21 protein-coding genes are annotated in these 22429 nt (G+C 65.4%); 6 read left to right on the top strand and 15 right to left on the bottom strand.

The features are described from left to right. Positions 1-18: 18 nt before the first annotated feature. The 3 genes from NIBR502772_RS06795 to NIBR502772_RS06785 all read left to right on the top strand — a co-directional run bounded on the left by NIBR502772_RS06795 (position 19) and on the right by NIBR502772_RS06785 (position 3357). Positions 19-1206: a Gfo/Idh/MocA family protein gene (locus NIBR502772_RS06795; protein WP_141139595.1), complete on the top strand. Its 1188-nt coding sequence runs from the start codon at positions 19-21 to the stop codon at positions 1204-1206. After that, entirely contained in the window at positions 1203-2222 is a 1020-nt protein-coding gene (locus tag NIBR502772_RS06790; RefSeq protein ID WP_141139594.1) for a sugar phosphate isomerase/epimerase, read from the top strand. Before NIBR502772_RS06795 ends, NIBR502772_RS06790 begins: the two co-directional genes overlap by 4 nt. Before the next feature lie 112 nt (positions 2223-2334). Beyond that, positions 2335-3357, top strand: coding sequence for a Gfo/Idh/MocA family oxidoreductase (locus NIBR502772_RS06785; protein WP_141139593.1), 1023 nt, complete (start codon positions 2335-2337; stop codon positions 3355-3357). 82 nt (positions 3358-3439) lie between these two features. Here the strand turns inward: NIBR502772_RS06785 and NIBR502772_RS06780 are convergent, their stop codons facing one another. The 9 genes from NIBR502772_RS06780 to NIBR502772_RS06740 all read right to left on the bottom strand — a co-directional run bounded on the left by NIBR502772_RS06780 (position 3440) and on the right by NIBR502772_RS06740 (position 13926). After that, positions 3440-4909 (bottom strand): sugar porter family MFS transporter, encoded by a 1470-nt coding sequence (locus NIBR502772_RS06780; RefSeq protein WP_141139592.1) that lies wholly within the window; start codon positions 4907-4909, stop codon positions 3440-3442. Positions 4910-4941: 32 nt separating this feature from the next. Further along, positions 4942-5814 (bottom strand): sugar phosphate isomerase/epimerase, encoded by an 873-nt coding sequence (locus tag NIBR502772_RS06775; protein ID WP_141139591.1) that lies wholly within the window; start codon positions 5812-5814, stop codon positions 4942-4944. A 50-nt stretch (positions 5815-5864) separates the two neighbouring features. Beyond that, positions 5865-6878, bottom strand: a complete 1014-nt coding sequence (locus NIBR502772_RS06770) for a Gfo/Idh/MocA family protein (RefSeq protein WP_141139590.1) — start codon at positions 6876-6878, stop codon at positions 5865-5867. A gap of 59 nt (positions 6879-6937) precedes the next feature. Continuing rightward, entirely contained in the window at positions 6938-7849 is a 912-nt protein-coding gene (locus NIBR502772_RS06765; protein ID WP_141139589.1) for a sugar phosphate isomerase/epimerase, read from the bottom strand. A 10-nt stretch (positions 7850-7859) separates the two neighbouring features. Beyond that, positions 7860-9371 (bottom strand): CoA-acylating methylmalonate-semialdehyde dehydrogenase, encoded by a 1512-nt coding sequence (locus NIBR502772_RS06760; protein WP_141139588.1) that lies wholly within the window; start codon positions 9369-9371, stop codon positions 7860-7862. 44 nt (positions 9372-9415) lie between these two features. Beyond that, positions 9416-11344, bottom strand: a complete 1929-nt coding sequence (gene iolD / locus NIBR502772_RS06755; protein ID WP_141141967.1) for a 3D-(3,5/4)-trihydroxycyclohexane-1,2-dione acylhydrolase (decyclizing) — start codon at positions 11342-11344, stop codon at positions 9416-9418. A gap of 35 nt (positions 11345-11379) precedes the next feature. Continuing rightward, the gene (locus NIBR502772_RS06750; RefSeq protein ID WP_141139587.1) at positions 11380-12303 is read right to left on the bottom strand and encodes a deoxyribose-phosphate aldolase; all 924 of its coding nucleotides are present in this window, start codon (positions 12301-12303) and stop codon (positions 11380-11382) included. Then, a complete protein-coding gene (gene iolC / locus NIBR502772_RS06745; RefSeq protein WP_141139586.1) occupies positions 12300-13334 on the bottom strand; it encodes a 5-dehydro-2-deoxygluconokinase in 1035 nt (344 codons plus the stop codon). Before iolC ends, NIBR502772_RS06750 begins: the two co-directional genes overlap by 4 nt. Positions 13335-13521: 187 nt before the next feature. Further along, positions 13522-13926, bottom strand: coding sequence for a tautomerase family protein (locus NIBR502772_RS06740; protein ID WP_141139585.1), 405 nt, complete (start codon positions 13924-13926; stop codon positions 13522-13524). Between the two features lie 171 nt (positions 13927-14097). Here NIBR502772_RS06740 and NIBR502772_RS06735 point away from each other — a divergent pair, with 171 nt between their 5' ends. Next, positions 14098-14457 carry a helix-turn-helix transcriptional regulator gene (locus tag NIBR502772_RS06735; RefSeq protein ID WP_141139584.1) on the top strand — a complete coding sequence of 120 codons (360 nt, stop codon included), beginning with the start codon at positions 14098-14100 and terminating at the stop codon, positions 14455-14457. After that, the gene (locus NIBR502772_RS06730; protein WP_141139583.1) at positions 14454-14936 is read left to right on the top strand and encodes an SRPBCC family protein; all 483 of its coding nucleotides are present in this window, start codon (positions 14454-14456) and stop codon (positions 14934-14936) included. The genes NIBR502772_RS06735 and NIBR502772_RS06730 overlap by 4 nt, the downstream gene beginning before the upstream one ends. Positions 14937-15078: 142 nt before the next feature. Here NIBR502772_RS06730 and NIBR502772_RS06725 read toward each other — a convergent pair whose 3' ends face one another. After that, positions 15079-15924 carry an aldo/keto reductase gene (locus NIBR502772_RS06725; RefSeq protein ID WP_141139582.1) on the bottom strand — a complete coding sequence of 282 codons (846 nt, stop codon included), beginning with the start codon at positions 15922-15924 and terminating at the stop codon, positions 15079-15081. Between the two features lie 40 nt (positions 15925-15964). After that, positions 15965-17185: an MFS transporter gene (locus NIBR502772_RS06720; protein ID WP_141139581.1), complete on the bottom strand. Its 1221-nt coding sequence runs from the start codon at positions 17183-17185 to the stop codon at positions 15965-15967. A gap of 169 nt (positions 17186-17354) precedes the next feature. On the opposite strand from NIBR502772_RS06720, the gene NIBR502772_RS06715 reads away from it, so the two are divergent. Beyond that, the gene (locus tag NIBR502772_RS06715; RefSeq protein WP_141139580.1) at positions 17355-17804 is read left to right on the top strand and encodes a MarR family winged helix-turn-helix transcriptional regulator; all 450 of its coding nucleotides are present in this window, start codon (positions 17355-17357) and stop codon (positions 17802-17804) included. 160 nt (positions 17805-17964) lie between these two features. Here the strand turns inward: NIBR502772_RS06715 and sucD are convergent, their stop codons facing one another. The 4 genes from sucD to NIBR502772_RS06695 form a co-directional block, all read right to left on the bottom strand. Continuing rightward, on the bottom strand, positions 17965-18867 hold the full coding sequence (gene sucD / locus NIBR502772_RS06710; RefSeq protein ID WP_056346687.1) for a succinate--CoA ligase subunit alpha: 903 nt from the start codon (positions 18865-18867) through the stop codon (positions 17965-17967). 11 nt (positions 18868-18878) lie between these two features. Then, on the bottom strand, positions 18879-20048 hold the full coding sequence (gene sucC, locus NIBR502772_RS06705; protein WP_141139579.1) for an ADP-forming succinate--CoA ligase subunit beta: 1170 nt from the start codon (positions 20046-20048) through the stop codon (positions 18879-18881). A gap of 222 nt (positions 20049-20270) precedes the next feature. After that, entirely contained in the window at positions 20271-20978 is a 708-nt protein-coding gene (locus NIBR502772_RS06700) for a hypothetical protein (RefSeq protein ID WP_141139578.1), read from the bottom strand. Positions 20979-20996: 18 nt separating this feature from the next. Next, positions 20997-22364 (bottom strand): glycosyltransferase, encoded by a 1368-nt coding sequence (locus NIBR502772_RS06695; protein WP_141139577.1) that lies wholly within the window; start codon positions 22362-22364, stop codon positions 20997-20999. Positions 22365-22429 lie beyond the last annotated feature (65 nt).

Genomic DNA, 22429 nt, shown 5'->3' with positions numbered 1-22429 from the left:
ATTTCAAAGGAGAAATCAATGGCTGAAAGCCTAGGCGTCGCCGTCATCGGTGCAGGCATGGCCGGCAAGGCCCACGCTGCTGCATACCGCACCGCGTCTGCCCTCTACAGCCCGGTACTTCCCCCGGTGCGCCTGGTCTCGATCGGCGATGTCAACGCCGAATTCGGTTCATTGGCCGCCCGCCGTTTCGGATACGAGCGCAACGACACGTCCTGGCAGGCAATCGCCGAAGCCGATGACATCGACGTCGTCAGCGTGGTCATCGCCAACTCGCTCCACCGCGAAGTCGTGGAAGGCCTGCTCGCTGCCGGCAAGCACGTTTTGTGCGAGAAGCCGCTGAGCGACTCCCTGGCAGACGCACGCGCCATGGCCGAGGTAGCCCGCGTGGCTGAGGCCGGCGGCACGATCGCCCGCATTGGCTTCACCTTCCGCCGTACCCCCGGCATCGCGTACATCCGGGACCTGATCCGCAACGGCGTGCTCGGCAACGTCCTGCACTTCAGCGGCCGCTACTGGACCGACTACGGCTTCAGCCCCGCCGCTCCCATGAGCTGGCGCTACAAGGGCGGCCCCGGATCCGGTGCGCTGGCCGATGTGGGAAGCCACCTGACGTACATCTCCGAGTTCCTCTGCGGCGACATCAAGTCGGTCACGGGCGGCAGCCTCAGCACCGTGATCGACAAGCGGCCCCTGCCGCTCGCGGCCGTGATGGGCCACGACCACGTTGCCGTCAGCGATACCTTCGAAGCCGTCGAGAACGACGACTACGCAGCATTTAATGCCGAGTTCGGCACGGGCGCCGGCAGCTTTGAAGTCTCGCGGGTTGCAGCCGGCCACGCCAACAGCCTCCAGTTCGAGGTGTTCTGCGAGAACGGTGCCGCCAAGTTTGACCAGCGCCGCCCCGCCGAAATCCAGCTGTTCCTCAACGACGGCTCCGGCAACGAGAACGGGTACCGCCAGGTCATCCTCGGCCCGGGCCACCCCTACATCGCCGGCGGCCTGGCCATGGACGCCCCCGAAGTCGGCTTCGGCCAGAACGACGCGTTCGGCTACCAGGCTCGCGCGTTCCTCGAAGAGGTCGCCGGCCTCAGCGAGGAAGAGTCCCTCCCCCGCTGCGCCACCTTCGACGAAGGCGTGCGCAACATGGAACTGCTCGGCGCAGTCACCGAGTCCGCCCTGAACAACGGAAAGAAGATCACGCTATGAGGCTCGGCGTCTACAACGCGGTCCTGCACGACCGGCCGCTTCCCGAAGCACTGAAGGTCATCGCCGAGCTCGGCCTCACCGGCATCGAGATCAACACCGGCGGGTTCCTCCCCGCGGTGCACGTCCCCACCATGGACCAGATCCTGGAAAGCGACGCCGCCCGCGATGACTACCTGGCGATCTTCGAGGGCACCGGGGTTTCCATCGCGGGCCTTAACTGCAACGGCAACCCGCTGCACCCCAACCGTGAGATCGGCGAGAAGCACGCCGAGGACATCCGCCGCTCCATCCGGCTGGCCAGCCGCCTCGGCCAGGACCGGGTGGTCACCATGTCCGGCCTGCCGGGCGGAGAGCCCGGAGCCACCACCGTCAACTGGGTGGTCAACGCCTGGAACTCCGCAGCACTGGACGTCTTGGACTACCAGTGGGGCGTGGCTGCGGAATTCTGGAAGGAAACCGACCGCCTGGCGGCTGACCACGACGTCAAGGTGGCCCTCGAACTGCACCCGCAGAACCTCGTCTTCAACACTGCCGACGTCCGCAAGCTGATCGAGCTGACCAAGGCAACGCATGTCGGCGTCGAACTGGATGCCTCCCACCTGTTCTGGCAGCAGATGGATCCGGTCGCCGTGGTGCGCGAACTCGGGCCGCTCGTCTTCCAGGCAGCGGCGAAAGACGTCCGCGTCAACACCGAAAACGCTGCGCTCTACGGCGTGCTGGACAACAGCTTCCGCCGGCTCGCGCCGGAGGAAAACCGCACCAACCTCGGCGGCGACGAGTGGGCCAACGAGTGGCCCAAGAACTCTGCCTGGGACTTTGTGGCCCTGGGCCGCGGGCATAACACCGCCTACTGGACGGAGTTTCTCCGCGCCCTGCACGAAGTAGACCCGGAGATGCTGGTCAACATCGAGCACGAGGACACGTCCTTGGGCCGGATCGAGGGCCTCCAGGTGGCGGCCAAGGTGCTGCGGGATGCTGACGCTGCGCTCAGGTCTTCGCTGAACCTGACGGCCTAGTAGTCAGCCAACCAGTCAGCAAAGGCCTGTGACAGACAGCAAGGGGGCGGCGCACATGCGTCGCCCCCTTGCTGTCCCCCGAGGCCGGCCCTAAGACAGAAGGAAGCGAAACATGCGTATTGGCATTGTGGGATACGGAGCAGGCGGCAGGTACTTCCATGCCCCGTTCATCGAGGCGGCCGAGGGAGTCGAACTGGTGGGCATTGTGGCCCGTTCGGAAGCGAAAAGGGCTCAGGCAGAAGCGGACTTCCCGGGGCTGCCTGTTTATGGGAGTCTTGCCGGTCTGCTCGACGCCGGCGTGGACGCGGTGACCATCACCACGCCGCCGCACACCCGCCGTGACCTGGTTATCGAAGCCATCGCAGCGGGCGTGCACGTTGTGGCCGACAAGCCCTTTGCCCCCACGGCGGAGGCTGCGCGGGAACTCGCCGAGGCCGCCACGCGGGCTGGCGTTGTCCTGAACGTCTACCACAACCGGCGCCGCGACGCGGATATCCTCACGCTCGCCAACGTGCTGGCCTCAGGGGAACTGGGTGAGATGTGGCGGGTGCATTCGACCATGGACCAGGACAACGCCGACAGCCTTGAACTTGGTGCCAGTGGCGGCCTCCTGCGGGACCTGGGCAGCCACCTGGTTGACCAGATGCTGTGGCTGCTGGGACCGGCGAGCCACGTGCACGCGACACTGGACTGGACGGACCGTTTCGGCGAACGGACGGACTGCGGCTTTGTTGTCACCATGACCCATGCGTCGGGAACCGTCTCCACGGTGTCCGCCAGCAAACTCAACCATTCCACCACCCGGGAGCTGCGGGCCTACGGCAGCAGGGGCAGCTACATCGCCTCCGGCGCCGACGTTCAGGCCGACGCCCTGATGTCGGGCCGCCGTCCGGTAGAGGACCCGGCAACGTGGGGCATCGACGCGGCCGAAAACTGGGGCACCCTGTCCACGAAGTACGGCCGCGAGGCCATTGCCTCGGCGCAGGGGAACTATGCCGGCTTCTATACCGAGTTCGCCCGCGCGGTCCGCGGCGACGGCCCTGAACCCGTACCGGCGGCGGAAGGAATCCGGACGCTGGAGGTGCTGGATGCGGCCCGCCGCAGTTCGCTGGAGAGAGCGGTGATCGCACTCTAGAAGTCCCCCAAAAGGGGACGCAGAAACGCCCGACGCCGGGCCGGCGTCGGGCGTTCTCGTGTCACCTTGGTTTTTGCGTCCCTTAGACGGACACGCCTGAGCGCTGCTTGAACAGGTGCTCGAGCTCCTCCAGGGATTTGTCCTTTGTCTCCGGAACGACGCGCTTGACCCAGACAATGGCACCCAGCTGCAGTGCCACGAAGATGAAGAACGTCGCCGAAACCCCGATCCAGGAGACCATCTGCGGGAAGAAGAACCCGATCAGGAAGTTGATCATCCACAGCACAAAGACGCAGATGCCCATCGCGATGCCGCGGACGTGCATGGGGAAGATCTCGGACATGGTCAGCCACGTGACGGTGCCGATGCAGCCCTGCATGGACGCCAGGAACGTCACCATGAACAGCAGCACAAGGTAGCCGCGCAACGTGCTCTCCGGCAGGAGCATGGAGACGAGCGCGATGGCCGTCAGGGAAGTGGCTGTCCCGCACAGTCCCACGATCAGCATGGGCTTGCGGGGCACCCGCGTCATCAGATACATGCCGACGATCACAGCCGCCACGGACGTGACGCCGTTGAGGACGTTGGCGATCAGGGCGCCCTGGTCGCCGAACCCGGACGAGGACAGGATGGACGTCCCGTAGTACATGATGGCGTTGACGCCGCTGATCTGGTTGATGATGGCCATGCCCAGGCCCACCACGAAGATCCTGCGGATCCACGGAACGGTGAGGTCCTTGAACGTGCCCATCCTGGCCTGGTAGTCCTCGCGGGCTGCCTGCCGTACCTCATCGAACTCCTCCGAGACGTCGCCGGCGGCACGGGTGGACCGCAGCACCTCAAGGACGGCCCCGAAACGGCCGGCCGACGCCAGCCAGCGGGGGCTCTCCGGCAGGACCAGCATCCCGAACCACAGGATGACTGCCGGGAGCGTGGCGATGACCAGCATCCAGCGCCACACGTGCGTTTCCTCGGGGAAGGCGTTGCCGAGCACCGCATTGAAGGTGAAGGCGAGGAACTGGCCGGTGACGATCATCAGCTCGTTTTGGGTGACGATGCGGCCGCGTTGGGCCGCCGGGGACATTTCGGCGAGGTATACGGGGACAATCACGGAGGCGCCGCCCACGGCCAGGCCCAGCAGGGTGCGCGCCGCGATGAGCAGTTCCGTGCTTGGTGAGAGGGTGCAGGCGATGGTGGCCACAACGAAGATCAGGGCCAGTCCCATGATGGTCTTGCGCCGGCCGAAGCGGTCCGAGAGCCGGCCTGCGCTGATGGCGCCGAAGGCAGCGCCGAACAGGAGCGTGGACGTGACCAGCCCTTCGGTGAGCGGCGTCAGTCCGAGGTCCCGCTGCATAAACGGCAAGGCGCCGTTGATGACGCCGGTGTCGTAGCCGAACAGGAGTCCGCCGAACGTGGAGAAGAGCGCCACCTTCCGCATGAACTTCTTCGGGTTGGCCGGTTTGGTGGGGTTGGTGGGGTTGGCCGGCGTGGCCGGGTTGTTCGGCTTGGTGCTGCCGGGCGCGTCGGACTGGACTGTGCCGGGATTCGTCATGGTTCCGTTGCTTTGGTCCGTCTTCCCCACCACTACTTGGCCTTGTCGACGTAGTGGCGCATCGTCTCCAGCTGGTAGCGGGACACGTCCTCGGCGTTGTCGTCTTCGGCGAAGACACTGGACACCATCACGGTGTTGTCCTTGTCCAGGAAGCCGATTTCCTTGAGCCCGCCGAAGAACTCGTCCCAGTTGACGTCGCCGTCGCCGATCTTCAGGTGCTGGTGCACCCGCACGGCGTTTCCGGGCGGGTTGGTGATGTAGCGCAGGCCGTGCGAGGCGTGGTGGTCCATGGTGTCCGAGACGTGGACCAGGCGGAGCTTGTCCCCGGCGGCCCGCATGATCTCCAGCGGCTTGTTGCCCATGTGGAACGAGTGCGAGGCCACGTAGACCATGCCGATGTTCGGCGAGTTGATGCCGCGGATGACGCGGATGGCGGCGAGGCCGTCTTCGACGAAGTCGTCCGGGTGCGGGTCGATCAGGACATCCAGGCCTTCACGCTCGATGATGGGCAGCAGCTCTTCCATGGAGCGGTAGAAGGCGCGCTCGGATTCTTCGGCTTTTTCGGGGCGGCCGCTGAATTCGGTGTTCATGGTGCTGACGCCCAGGTCCACGGCAATCTGGATGGCACGCTTCCAGTAGCGGACCGCTGCTTCGCGGGCATCCTCATCCGGACCGGACCAGCGCAGCACGGGAAGCACCGATGCGATTTCGACGCCGGCATCCTTGCAGGCCTTGTTCATCTGGGCCACAAGCTCATCATCGGCTTTGGGGTGGTTGTAGAACGGGATCATGTCCGCATGCGGAGTCAGCTGCAGGTACTTGTAACCGAGATCGGCGGCCACGCGCGGAAATTCCAGCAGGCTGTGGCTGTGGTGGAACGGGGTGGGGTCCAGGGCGATTTTCATGGTCACTCCTTTGTGAATGAGTCAGTGATCTAACTGAGTGCGGGCGGGGCTTAGGTGTAGAGGTCCGGCTTGGCATTCAGCTGGACCTTGACCTTTTCTCCCGACTTCTGGGCTTCGACGCCGGCCTCGCAGCACGCTGCGGTGGCGTAGCCGTCCCAGGCGGTGGGGCCACCGATTTCGCCACGGCGGGCGGCGTCCACCCAGGCCTGGACCTCGACGTCGTATGCGGCGCCGAAGCGCTCCTCGAAGCCGGGCGTGACTGCACCGCCCCAGCGGCCGGATGTACGGATGTACGGGCCGCTGTCGCCGCCGATGTTCACGATGCCGTCCTCGAACGAGGCTTGGGTGGCCACTTCGTAGCCGAACTTGGCGTTGACGTAGATCTCGACGTCGGCCAGGACACCGGACTCGGTTTCGAGCAGGACGTGCTGCGGGTCGTGCTGGCCGTTCGGGGCGTTGCGGGTGGCTTTGCCCAGCCGGACCTGCACGGACGTGATTTCCTCGCCGGTGAAGAAGCGGATGGCGTCGAACTCGTGGACCACGGAGTCGTTGATCAGCATCTCGTTCGTGAAGCCGGCGGGCGTGGTGGGGTTCCGGTGCTGGTGGTGGAGCATCAGCAGCTCGCCCAGTTCGCCGTCGCGGATTACGGAGCCCAACGCCGCGTATTCGGCGTCGAAGCGGCGCATGAAGCCCACCTGGATGCGTTTGTGTCCCAGGGCCGTTTCGGCCTGGACAACTTTCCAGGCACTTTCGGCGTCCGGGGTGAGCGGCTTTTCGCAGAGGATCGGGAAGCCCTTTTCGAGCGCCTTGTACAGGATTTCCTCGTGGAGGAAGCCCGGCGTGGCAATCAGCACGGCGTTGACGTCGCCGTTGTTGAGCGCCTCGTCGGCGCTGGCAAGCGCCACGGCACCGTCGATGCCTTCGATGGCGGCCTGCGCACGGGAGAGGTCAACGTCGACGACGGCGGCCACTTCGGCGCCGTGGATGCGGGTGCTGAGACGCTTGATGTGGTCCGCACCCATGCGGCCTGCGCCGATGACGGCAACGCGGAGAATGTCAGTCATTGTTCTGTCCTTAGGTATCGGGGGCCAGCTGTACGTGGTGCTAGCTGACGGTGATGCTTCTAGCTGACTGTGGTGCGGGAGCCGCAGGAGAGCAGGTAGTTGCGGGTTCGCTTGGCGATGGGCATCGGCACGTCGAAATCCACGGGGTACATGTCCTGTTCCACGATGCCAAAGATCGGCCGGTTCAGGCCTTCCACTGCCTCGATGACGGCGCGCAGGTCGGGGAGGCCGTTGGGGGGCTCGGTCATAACGCCGGCGAGGTTGGCTGCTGCCCAGGTCATGTTTTCTTCGTTGACCTTTTTCAGGACGTCCGGGTTGATCTGCTTCAGGTGCAGGTAGCCGATGCGGTCCGGATAGTTCTTGATGAGCTCCAGGCTGGACGCTCCGCAGTACTCGGCGTGGCCGGTGTCCAGGCACAGATTCAGGTATTCGGGGTCCGTCGCGGCCAGCAGTGTCTCGATGTCCTGCTGCGCACCAACGTGCGAATCGGCGTGCGAGTGGAACTGCTGCTTCAGGCCGAAGTCCTCCAGCAGGACCTTGCCCATGCGGTTGTGGCCGGCGAAGAGGTCCGCCCACTGTTCCTGTGAAAGCTCGCCGCTTTCCACCGCCTCACCGGTGACGTCATCGCGCCACATGGCCGGAATGACCACAATGTGCTCGCCGCCCATGGCTGCCGTCAGTTCGGCCACCTTGCGGGCCGGCTCCCAGGCTTCGTCGTATTGCTTGGCGCCGCGGTGGAATGCCGTGAAGACCGTCCCTGCGGTGACCTTCAGATCGCGGGCCTTGAGCTCCTCGGCCAGCCGCGTGGGATCGTTCGGCAGGTAGCCGTACGGACCCAGTTCGATCCATTTGTATCCGGATTCGGCCACTTCGTCGAGGAAGCGCTCCCAAGGAGTCTGCTGGGGGTCATCGGCGAACCACACGCCCCAGGAGTCCGGCGCCGTGCCGATGCTCAATTTGTTCTCAGTCATTGACGCTTCCTTAGTTGGAGGGGAAGTTGTAGGAGGCACCCGAGGCGTGGGTGGGCTCGGGCCAGCGGGACGTGACTACTTTGCCACGGGTGTAGAAGGAGACGCCTTCCGGGCCGTAGATGTGCTTGTCGCCGAACAGCGATGCCTTCCAGCCGCCGAAGGAGTGGTAGGCCACCGGGACGGGCAGCGGCACGTTGATGCCGATCATGCCTACGGTCACGGAGCGCTGGAACTTGCGGGCGTTCGCGCCGGAGGAGGTGAAGATGGCGGTGCCGTTGCCGTAGGGGTTGGCGTTGATCAGGGCGATGCCTGCGTCCAGGTCCTGGACGCGGACCACTACGAGGACCGGTCCGAAGATTTCCTCGGTGTAGGCGGTCATTTCGGTCTTGACGTGGTCGATGACCGTGGGGCCTACCCAGAACCCTTCCTCGTGGCCGGGGACCACCAGGTCGCGGCCGTCCACCACCATCGCGGCACCGGCGGCTTCCGCCTCGGTGACGATCTTTACGATGCGTTCCTTGGAGGCGGGCGTGATCACGGGGCCCATTTCGGCGTCGGGCGCTGTGCCGTTGTTGACCTTCACGGCCAGGGCGCGCTCCTCGACCTTCTTGACCAGCAGGTCCGCGGCGTCACCCACGGCGACGGCCACGGAGATGGCCATGCAGCGTTCACCCGCGGAGCCGAAGGCGGCGGCGGCGAGGTGGTCTGCTGCGTTGTCCAGGTCGGCGTCGGGCATGATGATCGCGTGGTTCTTGGCCCCGCCCAGGGCCTGGACGCGCTTGCCGTGCTTGGTGGCGGTCTCGTGGACGTACTGGGCGATCGGCGTGGAGCCAACGAACGAGATGCCGTCCACGTCCGGGTGGGTCAGGAGCCCCTCCACGGTTTCCTTGTCGCCGTGCAGGACCTGGAACACGCCGTCGGGCAGGCCGGCCTGCTTCCACAGCTTGGCCAGCAGCATCGAGGCGGACGGGTCACGCTCGGAGGGCTTGAGGATGAACGTATTGCCGGCGGCGATGGCCATCGGGGCCATCCACAGCGGCACCATCACGGGGAAGTTGAACGGGGTGATCCCGGCGACCACGCCGAGCGGCTCGCGGAAGGAGAAGACGTCGATGCCGGTGGAGACCTGGTCCGAGTAGTCGCCCTTGAGGAGGGTGGGGATGCCGCAGGCGAACTCGATGACCTCGAGGCCACGGCCGATCTCGCCCTTGGCGTCCGAGAGGACCTTGCCGTGCTCGGCAGTGATCAGTTCGGCGAGCTCGTCCACGTGGGCGGCGACGAGTTCACGGAACTTGAACAGCACATTCGTGCGCTTGGCCAGGGAGATGTCGCCCCAGGTGTCGGCGGCGGCGCGGGCGGCTGCGACTGTGGCGTCCAGGTCCGCCCGGTTGGCCAGCCGCAGCTCCGCGGAGACGGCACCGGTGGCGGGGTTGTAGACGGGCTGCGTACGCGTACCAACGCCGGCGGTTTCGGCCCCGTTGATGAAGTGGTTGATGGTGGTGGTGACGGTCGTCGTTGACATGGTGTTGGACTTCCTTGGTCTGTGGGGGCTGTGTGTCTGGGAAATCAGCCGAGCAGTTTGCGCTGGCGGTTCTTGTGGTCGGTGTAGGTCTTGAAGGCCTGCTGCGTGGAGTCGAGGTCCGAGACCTGGGAGACGGGAACGTCCCACCATGACTCGGAGCTTGGAGCATCCAGCAGGGGGTCGGATTCAACGTGGATCAGGATGGGCCCGCCGCGTTCAGGAGCAGCCTTGGCGTCCCGGATGGCCTGCTCAAGTTCGGCGATGACCTTCTCCCCCGGTTCGATCCGGATCACCTTCACGCCGAGGCTTTCCGCGTTCAGGGCCAGGTCCACCGGGAGGGTTTCGCCCTCGTCGAAGCTGTGCTGTTCCTCATTCAGCGCCCGGTACTGGGTACCGAAACGCTGCGAACCCAGGGACTCGGACAGCGAGCCGATGGAGGCGTAACCGTGGTTCTGGATCAGGACCACGATCAGCTTGATGCGTTCGGCGACGGCGGTGACCAGTTCGGTGTGCATCATCAGGTAGGAGCCGTCCCCCACCATGACCACAACGTCGCGCTGCTCGCCACCGCGCGCGGCTTCTGCGAGCGCGGCGCGCTTAACACCGAGTCCGCCCGGGATTTCGTAGCCCATGCAGGAGTACGCGTATTCCACGTGGTAGCCGAACGGGTCCCGGACGCGCCACATCTTGTGCAGGTCACCGGGCAGGGAACCAGCCGCGCAGATAACGACGTCAGCCGCGTCCATGGCCCGGGACGTGGCGCCGATGATCTCGTTCTGGGCCGGCAGCGGCGTAAAGCGGGTATCGAAGGCTTCGTCCACCGTGGCGTCCCAGCGCTTCTTCTCCGCGGCGATCGTCGCTTCGAGGTCCGCTCCGATACGGTAGCCGCCCAGGGCCTGGTTCAGCTTGACCAGTGCCTTGCGGGCGTCCGCCACGATCGGCAGCGACGTGCCATGCTTGTACGCGTCGATGGCGGCGACGTTGATGTTGATGAACTTGACGTCCGGGTTCTGGAACGCGGTCCGCGAGGCGGTGGTGAAGTCCTCATAGCGCGTACCGATACCGATGATCAGGTCCGCCTCGGCAGCGATGGCGTTCGCCGCCGTCGTGCCGGTGGAGCCGATGGCCCCGAGCGAGAACTTGTGGTCCCACGGCAGGACGCCGACGCCGGCCTGGGTGTTGCCCACCGGGATGCCCGTCAACTCAGCAAATGCAGCGAGTTCCTCGTTGGCGTAGGCGTACAGGACGCCACCGCCGGCGATGATCAGCGGGCGCTTCGCGGCACGGATGGCCTCGGCGGCGCGGCGGATGTCCTCGTCGTCGGCCTCGGGACGGCGGATGCGCCATTCCCGTTCGGCCAGGAACTCCGCAGGCACGTCGAAGGCTTCAGCCTGGACATCCTGCGGCAGCGAGATGGTGACGGCACCGGTCTCGGCCGGATCCGTCAGGACCCGCAGGCCGTGGTGGAACGCCGAGAACAGCTGCTCCGGGCGGGAGACCCGGTCGAAGAACTTGGACAGCGGCCGGAAAGCGTCGTTGACGGTGATGTCGTAGGCGTAGGGCTGCTCGAGCTGCTGCAGGACCGGGTCCGCGGCGCGGGTGGCGAAGGTGTCGCTGGGCAGCAGCAGCACGGGCAGGCGGTTGGTGGTGGCCAGCGCGGCGCCGGTGAGCAGGTTCGAGGATCCCGGACCGATTGAGGTGCTGATGGCAAACGTCTGGCGGCGGCGGGTGTGCCGGGCGTAGCCCACGGCCTGGTGCACCTGGGCCTGCTCGTTCCGGCCCTGGTAGTACGGCATGATGGACGGGTCCGCGGCCTGGTACTGCTTCAACGCCTGGCCGACGCCGGCGACGTTGCCGTGGCCGAAGATGCCGAACGTCCCCGGAATCAGCCGCTCCCGGTAGTCCTCAGTGCCGATGCGGTCCACCGTGTACTGCTTGGAAAGGTACTCGACGACGGCCTGGGCGACTGTCATTCTGCGTGCTGCTGTTCCTGTGCTCATTGGGATGACTACTCCGATACTTTCGCTGATGACTGCAGCACGGGCGTCTTGAGCAGCGAGGCGGCGGTGGCGACGGCGCCGGCCACATCGCCGTCGGCCGGGTACAGCAGCGTCCGGCCCACGGTGAGGCCCTGGACGCCGGGCAGGGCCAGGGCGGCCTGCCAGCTGGCGAAGACCTCGTCCTGGGTGCCTTCCGGGTCCCCGCCGAGGAGCACGGTGGGCAGCGTGGTGGCCGCCATGACGCGTTCCATCTCGGCCACCACGGGCAGCTTCATCCAGGTGTAGGCGCTCGTGGAGCCCAGGCCCTGGGCGATCGCGATGGACTTGATGACCCCGTCCGGGCTGAGGTCGTTGCGGACCTTGCCGTTCTGCCAGATCGAGAGGAACGGTTCCACCATGGCGATCAGCTTGCGTGCGGCGAGGGAGTCGACGGCCCGCGCCGTGGCTTCCAGGGCGGAGACGGTGTCCGGGTCGCCGAGGCAGATACGGGTCAGCATCTTGCCGCCGTCGGCCCCCAGGGCTTCCAGGGCTGCAGCCGTGTGGCCGGTGAAACGGTCATCGATTTCGTTGACGAGCCCGGCCAGGCCACCGCGGTTCATCGAGCCGAAGACCAGCTTGCCTTCGAGCGCCCCCAGCAGGAGCAGGTCGTCCATGATGTCCGGGGACGCGAGGACACCGTCGACGGCGGGATTCGCCAGGGCGATCTGCAGGCGGTCCAGCAAATCGCGGCGGTCCGCCATGGCCACCGGATCGTTTCCCACGGAGAGGGCTCCGCGGGCGGGGTGGTCGGCGGCAACGATGAAGTTCTGCACACCGTACTTCAGCCCCGGATGGCGCCGGCGCGTGGCTGCCGCGCGGGCAACGGCGTCGGGGTCTTCGAGCCGGAGGGCGCTCAGGTGCTGGTAGCGGCGGGGATCGTCGTTGGCGCTCAAGACGCTGCTCCTTCGGAAACTGTGGTGTGGGATGGGCGTGAGGCGGCGGCACCGGCCAGGGCAGGTACCAGGCGGCCGCGTTCGGCCAGCAGCGAGGTGACTTCCTCCGGCGTCGGCATGGCGTCGGCGCAGGACAGGCGGGAGGCCACAATGGCGCCGGCGGCGTTGGCGTAGTCCAGGACCTGGGCCAGCGGCCAGCCGGACAGCAGTCCGTGGCAGAAGGCCCCACCGAACGAGTCGCCGGCACCGAGGCCGTTGAGGGTTTCCACCGGGACCGGCGCGGAGACAACGCGTTCGGTGCGGGTCTTAGCCATCACGCCCTCCGGCCCAAGCTTGACGACGGCGATCTCGACGCCGGCGGCCAGCAGCCGGTCGGCCTGCTCGTCAGGGGTTCCTTCGCCCACGGCGACGGCACATTCCTTGTCATTGCCGATGGCAACCGTGACGTGCGGCAGGATCTTGGCAACCTCGGTCCGGGCATCCTCTTCGGAGGCCCAGAACATGGGCCGGTAGTCCAGGTCCAGGATGGTGTACTGGCCTTCCTTGAGACCGGTCCGGGGACGGGCGGCATGGGCGGCCAGGTGGGCTCCGCGGCTGGGCTCCTGGCACAGACCGGTCACCGTCGACCAGAAGATCCCGGCTTCACGGATGGCGTCCAGGTCCAGCTCCGCGGCCTTGATCTGCAGGTCAGGCGCCGTGGGGAAACGCCCGTAGAAGTAGAGCGGAAAATCATCCGGCGGCATGATGGCGCAGAACGTCACCGCGGTGGGCCATTCCTTCACCGGCGTCACGAACGTATCGTCCACGTTGAACTTGCGCAGTTCACGGTGGAGGTATTTCCCGAAGGCGTCGTCGCCGGTGCGCGTGATCACGCCTGCATTGCGGCCATGCCGCGCCGCGGCCACGGCCACATTGGAAGGGGAACCTCCGAGGTACTTTCCGAAGGACGTGACGTCCTCCAGATCCACCCCGATGTCGTTCGGGTAGATATCGACACTGATGCGCCCGATCGTGAGCAGTTCGTGGGTCACGGTAATCGCGGACCTTTCTGGTTTGAGCTCCATACCCTGTACAGCAAGAGCTAGGGCTCGGGTTCCTGGCCGGGCCCCCGTGAGCGGGGCCACAACCACTACCTTGCCCTAGAATCATTGTCCTGTCAAAGGTTTGTACTGACATATTTACAACCTGCATAAAGGTGCCGAATTGACACCCTCGGGATTACTTCCGGGGGACCGCCAGCTCGCCCGTGACATACTGCGCCCGCCCGAAGCCGAAGGACCAGTCGCCGGGGGCATTCTCTACGTATCCGATAAACACGTCCTCGCCGGCAACATCAAGTTCCGCCAGCCGGTCGGCGATCGCCGCAAACAGCGATTGCTTGGCCGCCTGGCTCCGGCCGCTTTGGGTAAAGATCTGGATCATCACCACATCGGGGGTGCGCTCGAAGCCGAGTCCAGCATCCTGGGCGACAATCTGGCCCTGCGGATGCTCCGTGAGAACGTGGAAGTAGTCGCGCTCCGGGATGGCATACTCCGCGAGAATGGCATCGTGGATGCCTCTGCTCAGGCGCTGCAACTGTTCAGCGGTGCGCCCGTGATTAACATCGATTCGTACCAGCGGCATTTTTCCATCTCCCTGAAGTTTGTCCTGACATACTAACAAACTTTCGAGATGGTCCGCAAGGAAAATCCCCTACACCCCTTCCGCCCAGGCGGGGCCGGGGGTATGGTTAAACAACCAGATAGTTGATCAATGAATCAGTTGATTAATTGATCGAGAAAGGCCTGCAGCACGATGAACCCCGACGACAGCACCCTGGACTCGGCCTTTATGGCCCTGGCCGACCCCGTGCGGCGGCGGATCATCGCCCGGCTCAGCCGCGGGCAGGCCACAGTCAACGAATTGGCGGAACCCTTCGCGATCACCAAACAGGCGGTCTCGAAGCACATCCAGGTCCTCGAGCAGGCAGGGCTCGTCACCCGCAGCAGGGAAGCCCAGCGCCGGCCCGTCCACCTGAATCCCGCACGGTTGGAGGCTCTCACAGCGTGGATCGACCAGTACCGGCTGGTCCGCGAAGAGCAGTTCCGCAGCCTTGACGCCGTGCTCAGATCCAATGCCGCGAACAGCGGCAACCACCCAAAGGAATCATCATGAGCAATCCGCTGAACCTCACTATTCCTGAAGGACTCCCCTTCATCGACTTCGAGCGGGAGTTCGACTTCCCGGTGGCGGACGTCTTCCGCGCTCACAAGGACCCGGACCTCATCGTCCAGTGGCTCGGCCCGCGTGGCATGAAGATGGAAATCAACCACTTCGATTTCCGCACCGGCGGCAGCTACAGCTACCTGCACACCGGGCCCGACGGCGTCGCCTACGAATTCAGCGGCGTTTATCACACCGTCCGCGAGAACGAATTTGCCATCCAGACCTTCGAATTCGGCGGCTACCCCGACGTGGTCAGCATCGAGTTCCTGACCTTCGAGGACCTCGGCAACGGCCGGTCCCGCGTCCGGGGCCACTCCGTCTATCCCACCCAGGAGGCCCGCGACGGCATGGCGCAGTCCGGCATGGAAGGCGGCATGACCGAGGGCTACGAGCGGCTCGACGAACTGCTCAGCGGCGCCAAGGTCTAGAACAGCCCTTAAACGAGTACGACGGCGGCCGGTTACCTTCCTGGAGAAGGTAACCGGCCGCCGTCGTACTCGTGGTCAAGCCCGTCGAGACCCGTCGCTGCTCCGGTGGTCGAGCCCGTCGAGACCCGAGGGTGGGCTTTTCCTAGCCGTTGAACTCCGCCGGGTGCGGACCGGTGCGGCCGTCCCGCTCCAGGCCGTCGATGACAGTGAGTTCGTCGGCCGTCAGGTCGAAGCCGAAGACGTCCAGGTTTTCCCGGATCCGTTGCGGGGTGACGGACTTGGGGATGATGATCCGGCCCTGCTGCAGGTGCCAGCGAAGAATGGCCTGCGCCGGGCTCACATCATGCCGTGCCGCGATGTCCACAACGGCCGGATCTGCCAGCACGGCACCCTGCGCGAGCGGGCTCCAGGCCTCCGTGGCGATCCCGTGTGCGGCATTGAAGTCTGCAATGTCCCGCTGTTGCAGGGCCGGGTGGAGCTCAATCTGGTTAATGGCCGGGACCGTGCCGCCCAGGTCAATGACCTTCTGCAGGTGCTCGGGGAGGAAGTTGGAGACGCCGATGGCCCGTGCCTTGCCGCTGGCCAGCAGGTGCTCCAGCGCCCGCCAGGACTCGAGGTACAGGTTGGTTGCCGGCGCCGGCCAGTGGATGAGGTAGAGGTCCAGGTAGTCCAGTCCCAGCTTGTCCAGGCTGGCCTCGAACGCGGCCAGCGTGGCGTCGTAGCCGAGGTCGGCCACCCACAGTTTGGACGTAATGAACAGCTCTTCGCGGTCGATGCCGGACTCGGCCATGGCACGTCCGGTACCCGCCTCATTGCCGTAAATGGCGGCGGTGTCGATGCTCCGGTAGCCGGCTGCGAGGGCGTGGCTGACCGCGGCGGTGGTGTCGTCGTCGGACACCTGGAAGACGCCGAACCCCAGCTGCGGCATCCGCACGCCGTTGTTGAGGGTGATCTCCGGGATGGACGTGGTGATGGGGGTGGAAGTCATGGGTTCTCCTGTTGCAGGTTGAGGATCGGGGTTTGAAGGCTCAGTGGAGGACGGCTACAGGTTCGGCGGCCACACGTCCGCCGGGACCGGCGTTGGCGGAGGCCTGCCGGACGGCCCGCTTGGCTCCGGCGGCGGCGATGATCATCACCACGAGCCCCAGCAGGGTGATGCCGGCGCCGGCCCAGATGGGCGAGGTGTAGCCGAGTCCCGCGGTGATGGTCACTCCCCCGAGCCAGGCGCCGAGGGCGTTGCCCACGTTGAAGGCACCGATGTTGGCGCCGGACGCGAGGGTGGGGGCGCTGGAGGCGTACTTCATCACGCGCATCTGCAGTCCCGGCACGGTGGCGAATCCGAAGCCGCCCATCAGGACGATGGACGCAACGGTGAGCACCTGGTTGCCGGCGGTCAGGGCAAAACCGACGAGCACCACCACCAGCACGGAGAGCACCACCACGAGCGTGCGGTCCACATTGCGGTCCGCAGCCTTGCCGCCGATGGTGTTGCCGATAAAGAGGCCTACGCCGAAGACGATCAGCAGCCACGGAACGGTGGAGGCCGCGAAGCCGGAGACCTCGGTGAGCGTGAAGGCGATGTAGGTGAAGGCGCCGAACATCCCGCCGTAGCCGAGGATGGTGACCAGGATGGAGAGCCACACCTGCCCGGAGCGGAAGGCGCGCAGTTCGCCGCGCAGGGTTCCGGGCGTGGTGTCGCCATGGCCGGTCTTCGGAACGAGCGCCAGGATTCCCGCCAGGGCGATGACCCCGATGACGGTGATGGCCCAGAACGTAGAGCGCCAGCCCGCGGCCTGTCCCAGCATGGTGCCGAACGGCACGCCCAGGACGTTGGCTGCGGTGAGCCCGGTGAACATGATGGCGATGGCGCCGGCCTTTTTGGTGGGGGCAACCATGTCAGCGGCCACCACGGCTCCGATCCCGAAGAACGCACCGTGCGCCAGGGCGGCGATGACCCGGCCGATCATCATCATTCCGTAATCGGGAGCGATGGCGGAGACCAGGTTGCCGGCGATGAACAGCACCAGCAGAACAGCGAGGACGGGCTTGCGTTCGAAGCCGGTCACCGCCGCGGTCAGCACCAATGCGCCGACCACCACGGCCAGGGCATATCCGGAGATCAGCCAGCCTGCCGTGGCCTCGCTGACCTGGAAGTCGGCGGCAACCTCGGGCAGCAGGCCCATGATCACGAACTCGGTGAGTCCGATGCCGAACCCGCCGAGGGCGAGGGCTATCAGGCCAATGGGCATGGGGATGCTCCTTTGAAAACTGTACGGAATGAGATAGGACGCGTAAGCTAGTAGTTGCAGACGCGTTATTTATTGTTGCACAAGCAGATACGCCGCGCAAGCAACTATTATCGATTGTGCTCCGCCTTTCGCCGCCAGGCGGCCGGAGCACCCGCGAGAGGAAAGACAGATGGGCATCAAGGACGACGCCGTGGAGGTCCGGGCACAGGGCTGGCGCACGCTCGCGGCGCTGCACGGCCTGATCGAGGGCGAGCTGGAACGCTCCCTGCAGGCCGAATCAAAGCTGTCAGTGGTGGAGTACACCGTGCTGGATGCGCTCAGCCGCCAGGACGGCTGGCACATGCGCATGCAGCAGCTCGCCCGAGCCACCGCGCTCAGCGCCAGCGCCACCACCCGGCTGGTCAACCGGCTTGAGGACCGGGCCCTGCTGACCCGGATCCTCTGCGCGGACGACCGCCGCGGGATCTACACCGAGCTCACGCCCAGCGGCATCGCCCTGCTGGAGGAAACCCGGCCCGTCCATGACGCCACGCTGGAGCGCGCCCTGGCCGAGGCCCAGGCGATTCCCGAGCTGGCCGCGCTGGTGGACGCACTCCCCCGGCTCCACGCGAACGCCTAGTTCAAGTACGACGGCGGACGGTCACCTTCCAGGAGAAGGTGACCGTCCGCCGTCGTACTTAACCAAAAACGCGCTTAAACAAACAACGCGGGGTCACTCCGTGCCCGATCCAACCTCTGGAACGGGCAGGGAGTGACCCCGCGTTGTACTTACTGACCTACTAGAGCGCTGCGTAGACTTCGCGCAGCAGCTTGGCGGTCTCGGACGGCGTCTTGCCGACCTTCACGCCGGCAGCCTCGAGGGCTTCCTTCTTGGCCTGGGCGGTTCCGGCGGAACCGGAGACGATGGCGCCGGCGTGGCCCATGGTCTTGCCTTCGGGAGCGGTGAAGCCGGCAACGTAGCCAACAACCGGCTTGGTGACGTGTGCCTTGATGTAGTCGGCAGCACGTTCTTCGGCGTCGCCACCGATTTCGCCGATCATCACGATCGCCTTGGTCTCCGGGTCAGCCTCGAACGCGGCCAGGGCGTCGATGTGCGTGGTACCGATGACGGGGTCGCCGCCGATGCCGATGGCGGTGGAGAAGCCCAGGTCGCGCAGTTCGTACATCATCTGGTAGGTCAGGGTTCCGGACTTGGAAACCAGGCCGATGGGGCCCTTGCCCGTGATGTTGTTCGGCGTGATGCCAACCAGCGCTTCGCCGGGGGTGATGATGCCGGGGCAGTTCGGCCCGATGATGCGGGTGACCTGCTTGCCGTCGGCGTCAACCGTGGACTGGGCCAGTGCCCAGAACTCGGCGGAGTCCTGGACGGGCACGCCTTCGGTGATGACAACGACCAGGCCGATGCCTGCCTCGATGGCTTCAACCACGGCGTTCTTGGTGAATGCCGGCGGGACAAAGACGATGGAGACGTCGGCGCCGGTTTCGGCAATGGCTTCCTTGACGGTGCCAAAAACGTTGATCTCGGTGTCGCCGTGCAGGACCGTGGTGCCGGCCTTACGGGCGTTGACGCCACCAACAATGTTGGTGCCGGCCTTCAGCATCAGGGCGGTGTGCTTGGTGCCTTCGCCGCCGGTGATGCCCTGGACGATGACCTTGGAGTCCTTGTTCAGATAGATAGACATGGTGCGTCCCTTTACTTAGCTGCGTTGGCGAGCTCGGCGGCCTTGTCGGCGCCCTCGTCCATGGTGGCGGCCAGGGTAACCAGCGGGTGGTTGGCCTCGGCCAGGATGCGGCGGCCTTCCTCAACGTTGTTGCCGTCGAGGCGGACTACCAGCGGCTTGTTCGCGGAGTGGCCCAGCTCGGCCAGCGCACCAACGATGCCCTTGGCGACGGCGTCACACGCGGTGATGCCACCGAAGACGTTCACGAATACGGACTTGACCTGCGGGTCGCCCAGGATGACGTCGAGGCCGGCGGCCATGACCTCGGCGGAAGCTCCACCACCGATGTCCAGGAAGTTGGCGGGCTTGACGTTGCCGTGGTTTTCACCGGCGTAGGCGACAACGTCCAGGGTGGACATGACCAGGCCTGCACCGTTGCCGATGATGCCCACGGAGCCGTCCAGCTTGACGTAGTTCAGGTCCTGCGCCTTGGCCTTGGCCTCAAGCGGATCTGCAGCGTCCTTGTCTTCGAGGAGGGCGTGCTTGGCGTGGCGGAAGCCGGCGTTCTCGTCGAGGGAGACCTTGCCGTCCAGTGCCACGATGTCGCCGGCGCCGGTCTTGACCAGCGGGTTCACCTCAACGAGGGTGGCGTCTTCCTTCTTGAAGACGTCCCAGAGCTTGAGGATCACGGCGGCGACTTTGCCGCGCAGTTCCTCATCGAAGCCTGCAGCTGCGACGATTTCGTCGGCCTTGGCCTGGTCGATGCCCACAGCGGGGTCGATGGCGATCTTGGCGAGCGCCTCAGGGCGTTCGACGGCGAGCTGTTCGATTTCCATGCCACCTTCTACCGAGCACATGGCCAGGTAGTTGCGGTTGGCCCGGTCCAGCAGCACGGAGAAGTAGTACTCCTCGGCAATGTCGGCACCCTGGGCAATCATCACCTTGTTAACGGTGTGGCCCTTGATGTCCATGCCCAGGATGTTGGTGGAGTGCTCAAACGCCTCATCGGCGGTCTTGGCAACCTTGACGCCGCCAGCCTTACCGCGGCCACCGGCCTTAACCTGGGCCTTAACGACAGTTACGCCGCCGATTTTCTCGGCAGCTGCCTTTGCTTCTTCTGGGGTGTACGCCACGATGCCGGCAAGCACGGGTACACCGTGCGCCTCGAACATATCGCGCGCCTGGTATTCAAACAGGTCCACGGTTTAGTGTCCTTCTACGTCGAAGTAGTTTCTGTACAGTCGGGCACCGCCGAAGACGATGACCGGGCTGCGGATTGCCTGCACCTGCGACCAGTCCGGAAACGGGCCCCACAGCGCAATGCTCCATTCGGAACTCTAGCCCTCTCAGAGGACCGGCCCGTTCCACACTACCGCTTATGTGAGTAACGACACTATTCTATGGAGCGTAGAAAAACGCCTAGATTACGGGGTTTTTGAGGCCTCCGCGGGTGCCGGGGAGGCTGTTGCCGCGTCCTTGGAAATAACTTCGTAGCGGTCCCGGGCCACAAAGAATCCGACGCCGGCCGAGACGTTTCCGCACGCCACGCCGCCGTTATGGGCCGAACAGCGCAGCCCGTTCCGTTCCAGGTTCTGGCCCTCGGCGAGGACCCGCAGTTCCGTCAGCGGGCCGCTCTTGTTTCCCTTGGGTCCGTAGGCTGCCTCCATTTGTGTGACGCCGGAACGGCACTCCCCATACGTTGCCCTGTCCGGGCTGAGCAGCGCCGCTCCGCCCAGATAGCCCAGGCCGGTGCCGGCGCAGTCGTCCTTGATGTCGCCCGCGGCAGGCTTGGGGTATCCGGCAAGCTCGCAATGCGCCACCGGGACAGTGGCGAGCTTGTTGTTGGCCGCATCACTGAAGCTGTTCGACTCATACGGGAGGTCAAGGTGTTCCCCACGGGCCGACGTCAGGGAACACACAATGTTCCGGTCCTCCGTGATGAAGGACAGGACGTCCCCGCTGGCCCTGAACGCGGCGGGGTCGGCCAGCGCTGCCTGTTCCAGTTGTTCCATGGCCGGCAGCGGCGGCGGAGCCACATAGCCCGGGTCCTCGGTGGTGATGCTGCAGGCAGTGCCTGCCAGCAGGAAGAAGGCGGCCAGGATCCCCAATACAGTCCGTCGCATGGCCTCCATTATGCCCCGGCAGCGGTCTCAGGCCGTCGGGCGCGTCCCGGCGGCCTCTACGACGGCGGCAGCAGCTTCGGCGGGATCCTCACGGTCGAACTGCTCCCGCATGGTCCGGGCGCGGGATTTCCAGCCAGGATCCGCCAGGACCTTTCGAACTGCACCGGCTATGTCCGCGGGCTTGGGTGACTCCGTCCTGAGGTTAATGCCGACGCCGGCATGTTCCACCCGGGCGTTAACATCACTTTTGCCCTCGTTGATGCCCGAAACCACCAAGGGAACCCCCTTGGACAGGCTCAGCTGCACACCGCCGAATCCGCCGTTGGTGATGAAGACATCCGTGAAGTCAAAGACCTCCGCGAAGTCCACGTAGTCCCGGACCACCACGTTGGGCTGCGTGTACCGGGCTTTCAACGCTTCGGTGCCGTGCCCGCCGGTTGCCACGATGACCAACGCATCCATGTCCTTGACCGCCTCAAGCGACGGAACGATGAGTTTGTCCTGATCAAGGTTGTCCACTGTTCCCTGGGTGACAACGAGCGTTGCGGGATAGGACCGGGGAAAGCCGCCGTCCCCACCGGAACCGGATGCGGCCTCACCGGAACCGCCGGGCGCCTGGCCAGGCGACCGGTATGGCAGGAGCGCCCCGACGTAGTGCACTTTGGCATTGACCCGGCGCCGCGGGAAATCGAGGGATTCCGTGCCGGTCTGGATAATGGCGTCCGAGCACCGATAGGGTTCGTCCGTCAGCCGGCCTTCCCGCGGAACAGGCTGGCCGTAGGCGGCATGCTGCCGGCGGTAGCTCTGACTGGCAGGCCGAAGGATGACCTTGTCGGACAGCAGGCCCGCCAGGCCTTGGACCGCCTTCTCCGCGGGATTGCGGGGCGGCCGGAACCCGAAGAAAAGCGGCGGGACCTGCGGGTCGCTTTCCATGTTGGGGATCGCAACAAAATTCACCACCGGCTTGCCCATCAAGTGGGAGACGAGCCGGTGAATGAACATGGAACTGTCCGCCACAAGAACGTCGAAGGGATTCTGCTGCGCGACCTTGCGGATGTCCTCGAAGAAGTGGCTGACGTTGCTGGCGAAAATCTTCTCGCCGTCGAAGCCGATGGCCCGTGGGCCCTTGAGCCTGGCCCGCTCCGGATAGAGCTCATTGAGGTTGTCCGCGCGGTGCTCGATGGCCCTGCGGAAGGGGAAGTGCTGGATTCCCATGCCGGCGAGCCTGTCCGCATAGACGGGACCCGTGTACCAGGCCACCTCGTGGCCGCGGTCCTTGAGCCGCATTGCCACGCCCGTCATGGGGTTGAAATGGCCGTCAATGGCCTGGCTGGCGAACAGGATCTTCACAGTGGTGCCCCCGAATCTGCTGTGCTCAAGTTCTGCTGTGCTCAAGTGGCCTGCGCTGCACCGGTTCCCCGGCTACCGGCTGTTTCCCGGGTACCGCGCGTTCCTGAACT

The organism is Pseudarthrobacter sp. NIBRBAC000502772 (assembly GCF_006517235.1).
Lineage (GTDB): Bacteria > Actinomycetota > Actinomycetes > Actinomycetales > Micrococcaceae > Arthrobacter.
Note: the sequence above shows the minus strand (reverse complement) of the source record. Positions and strands in the feature narration are given on the sequence as shown.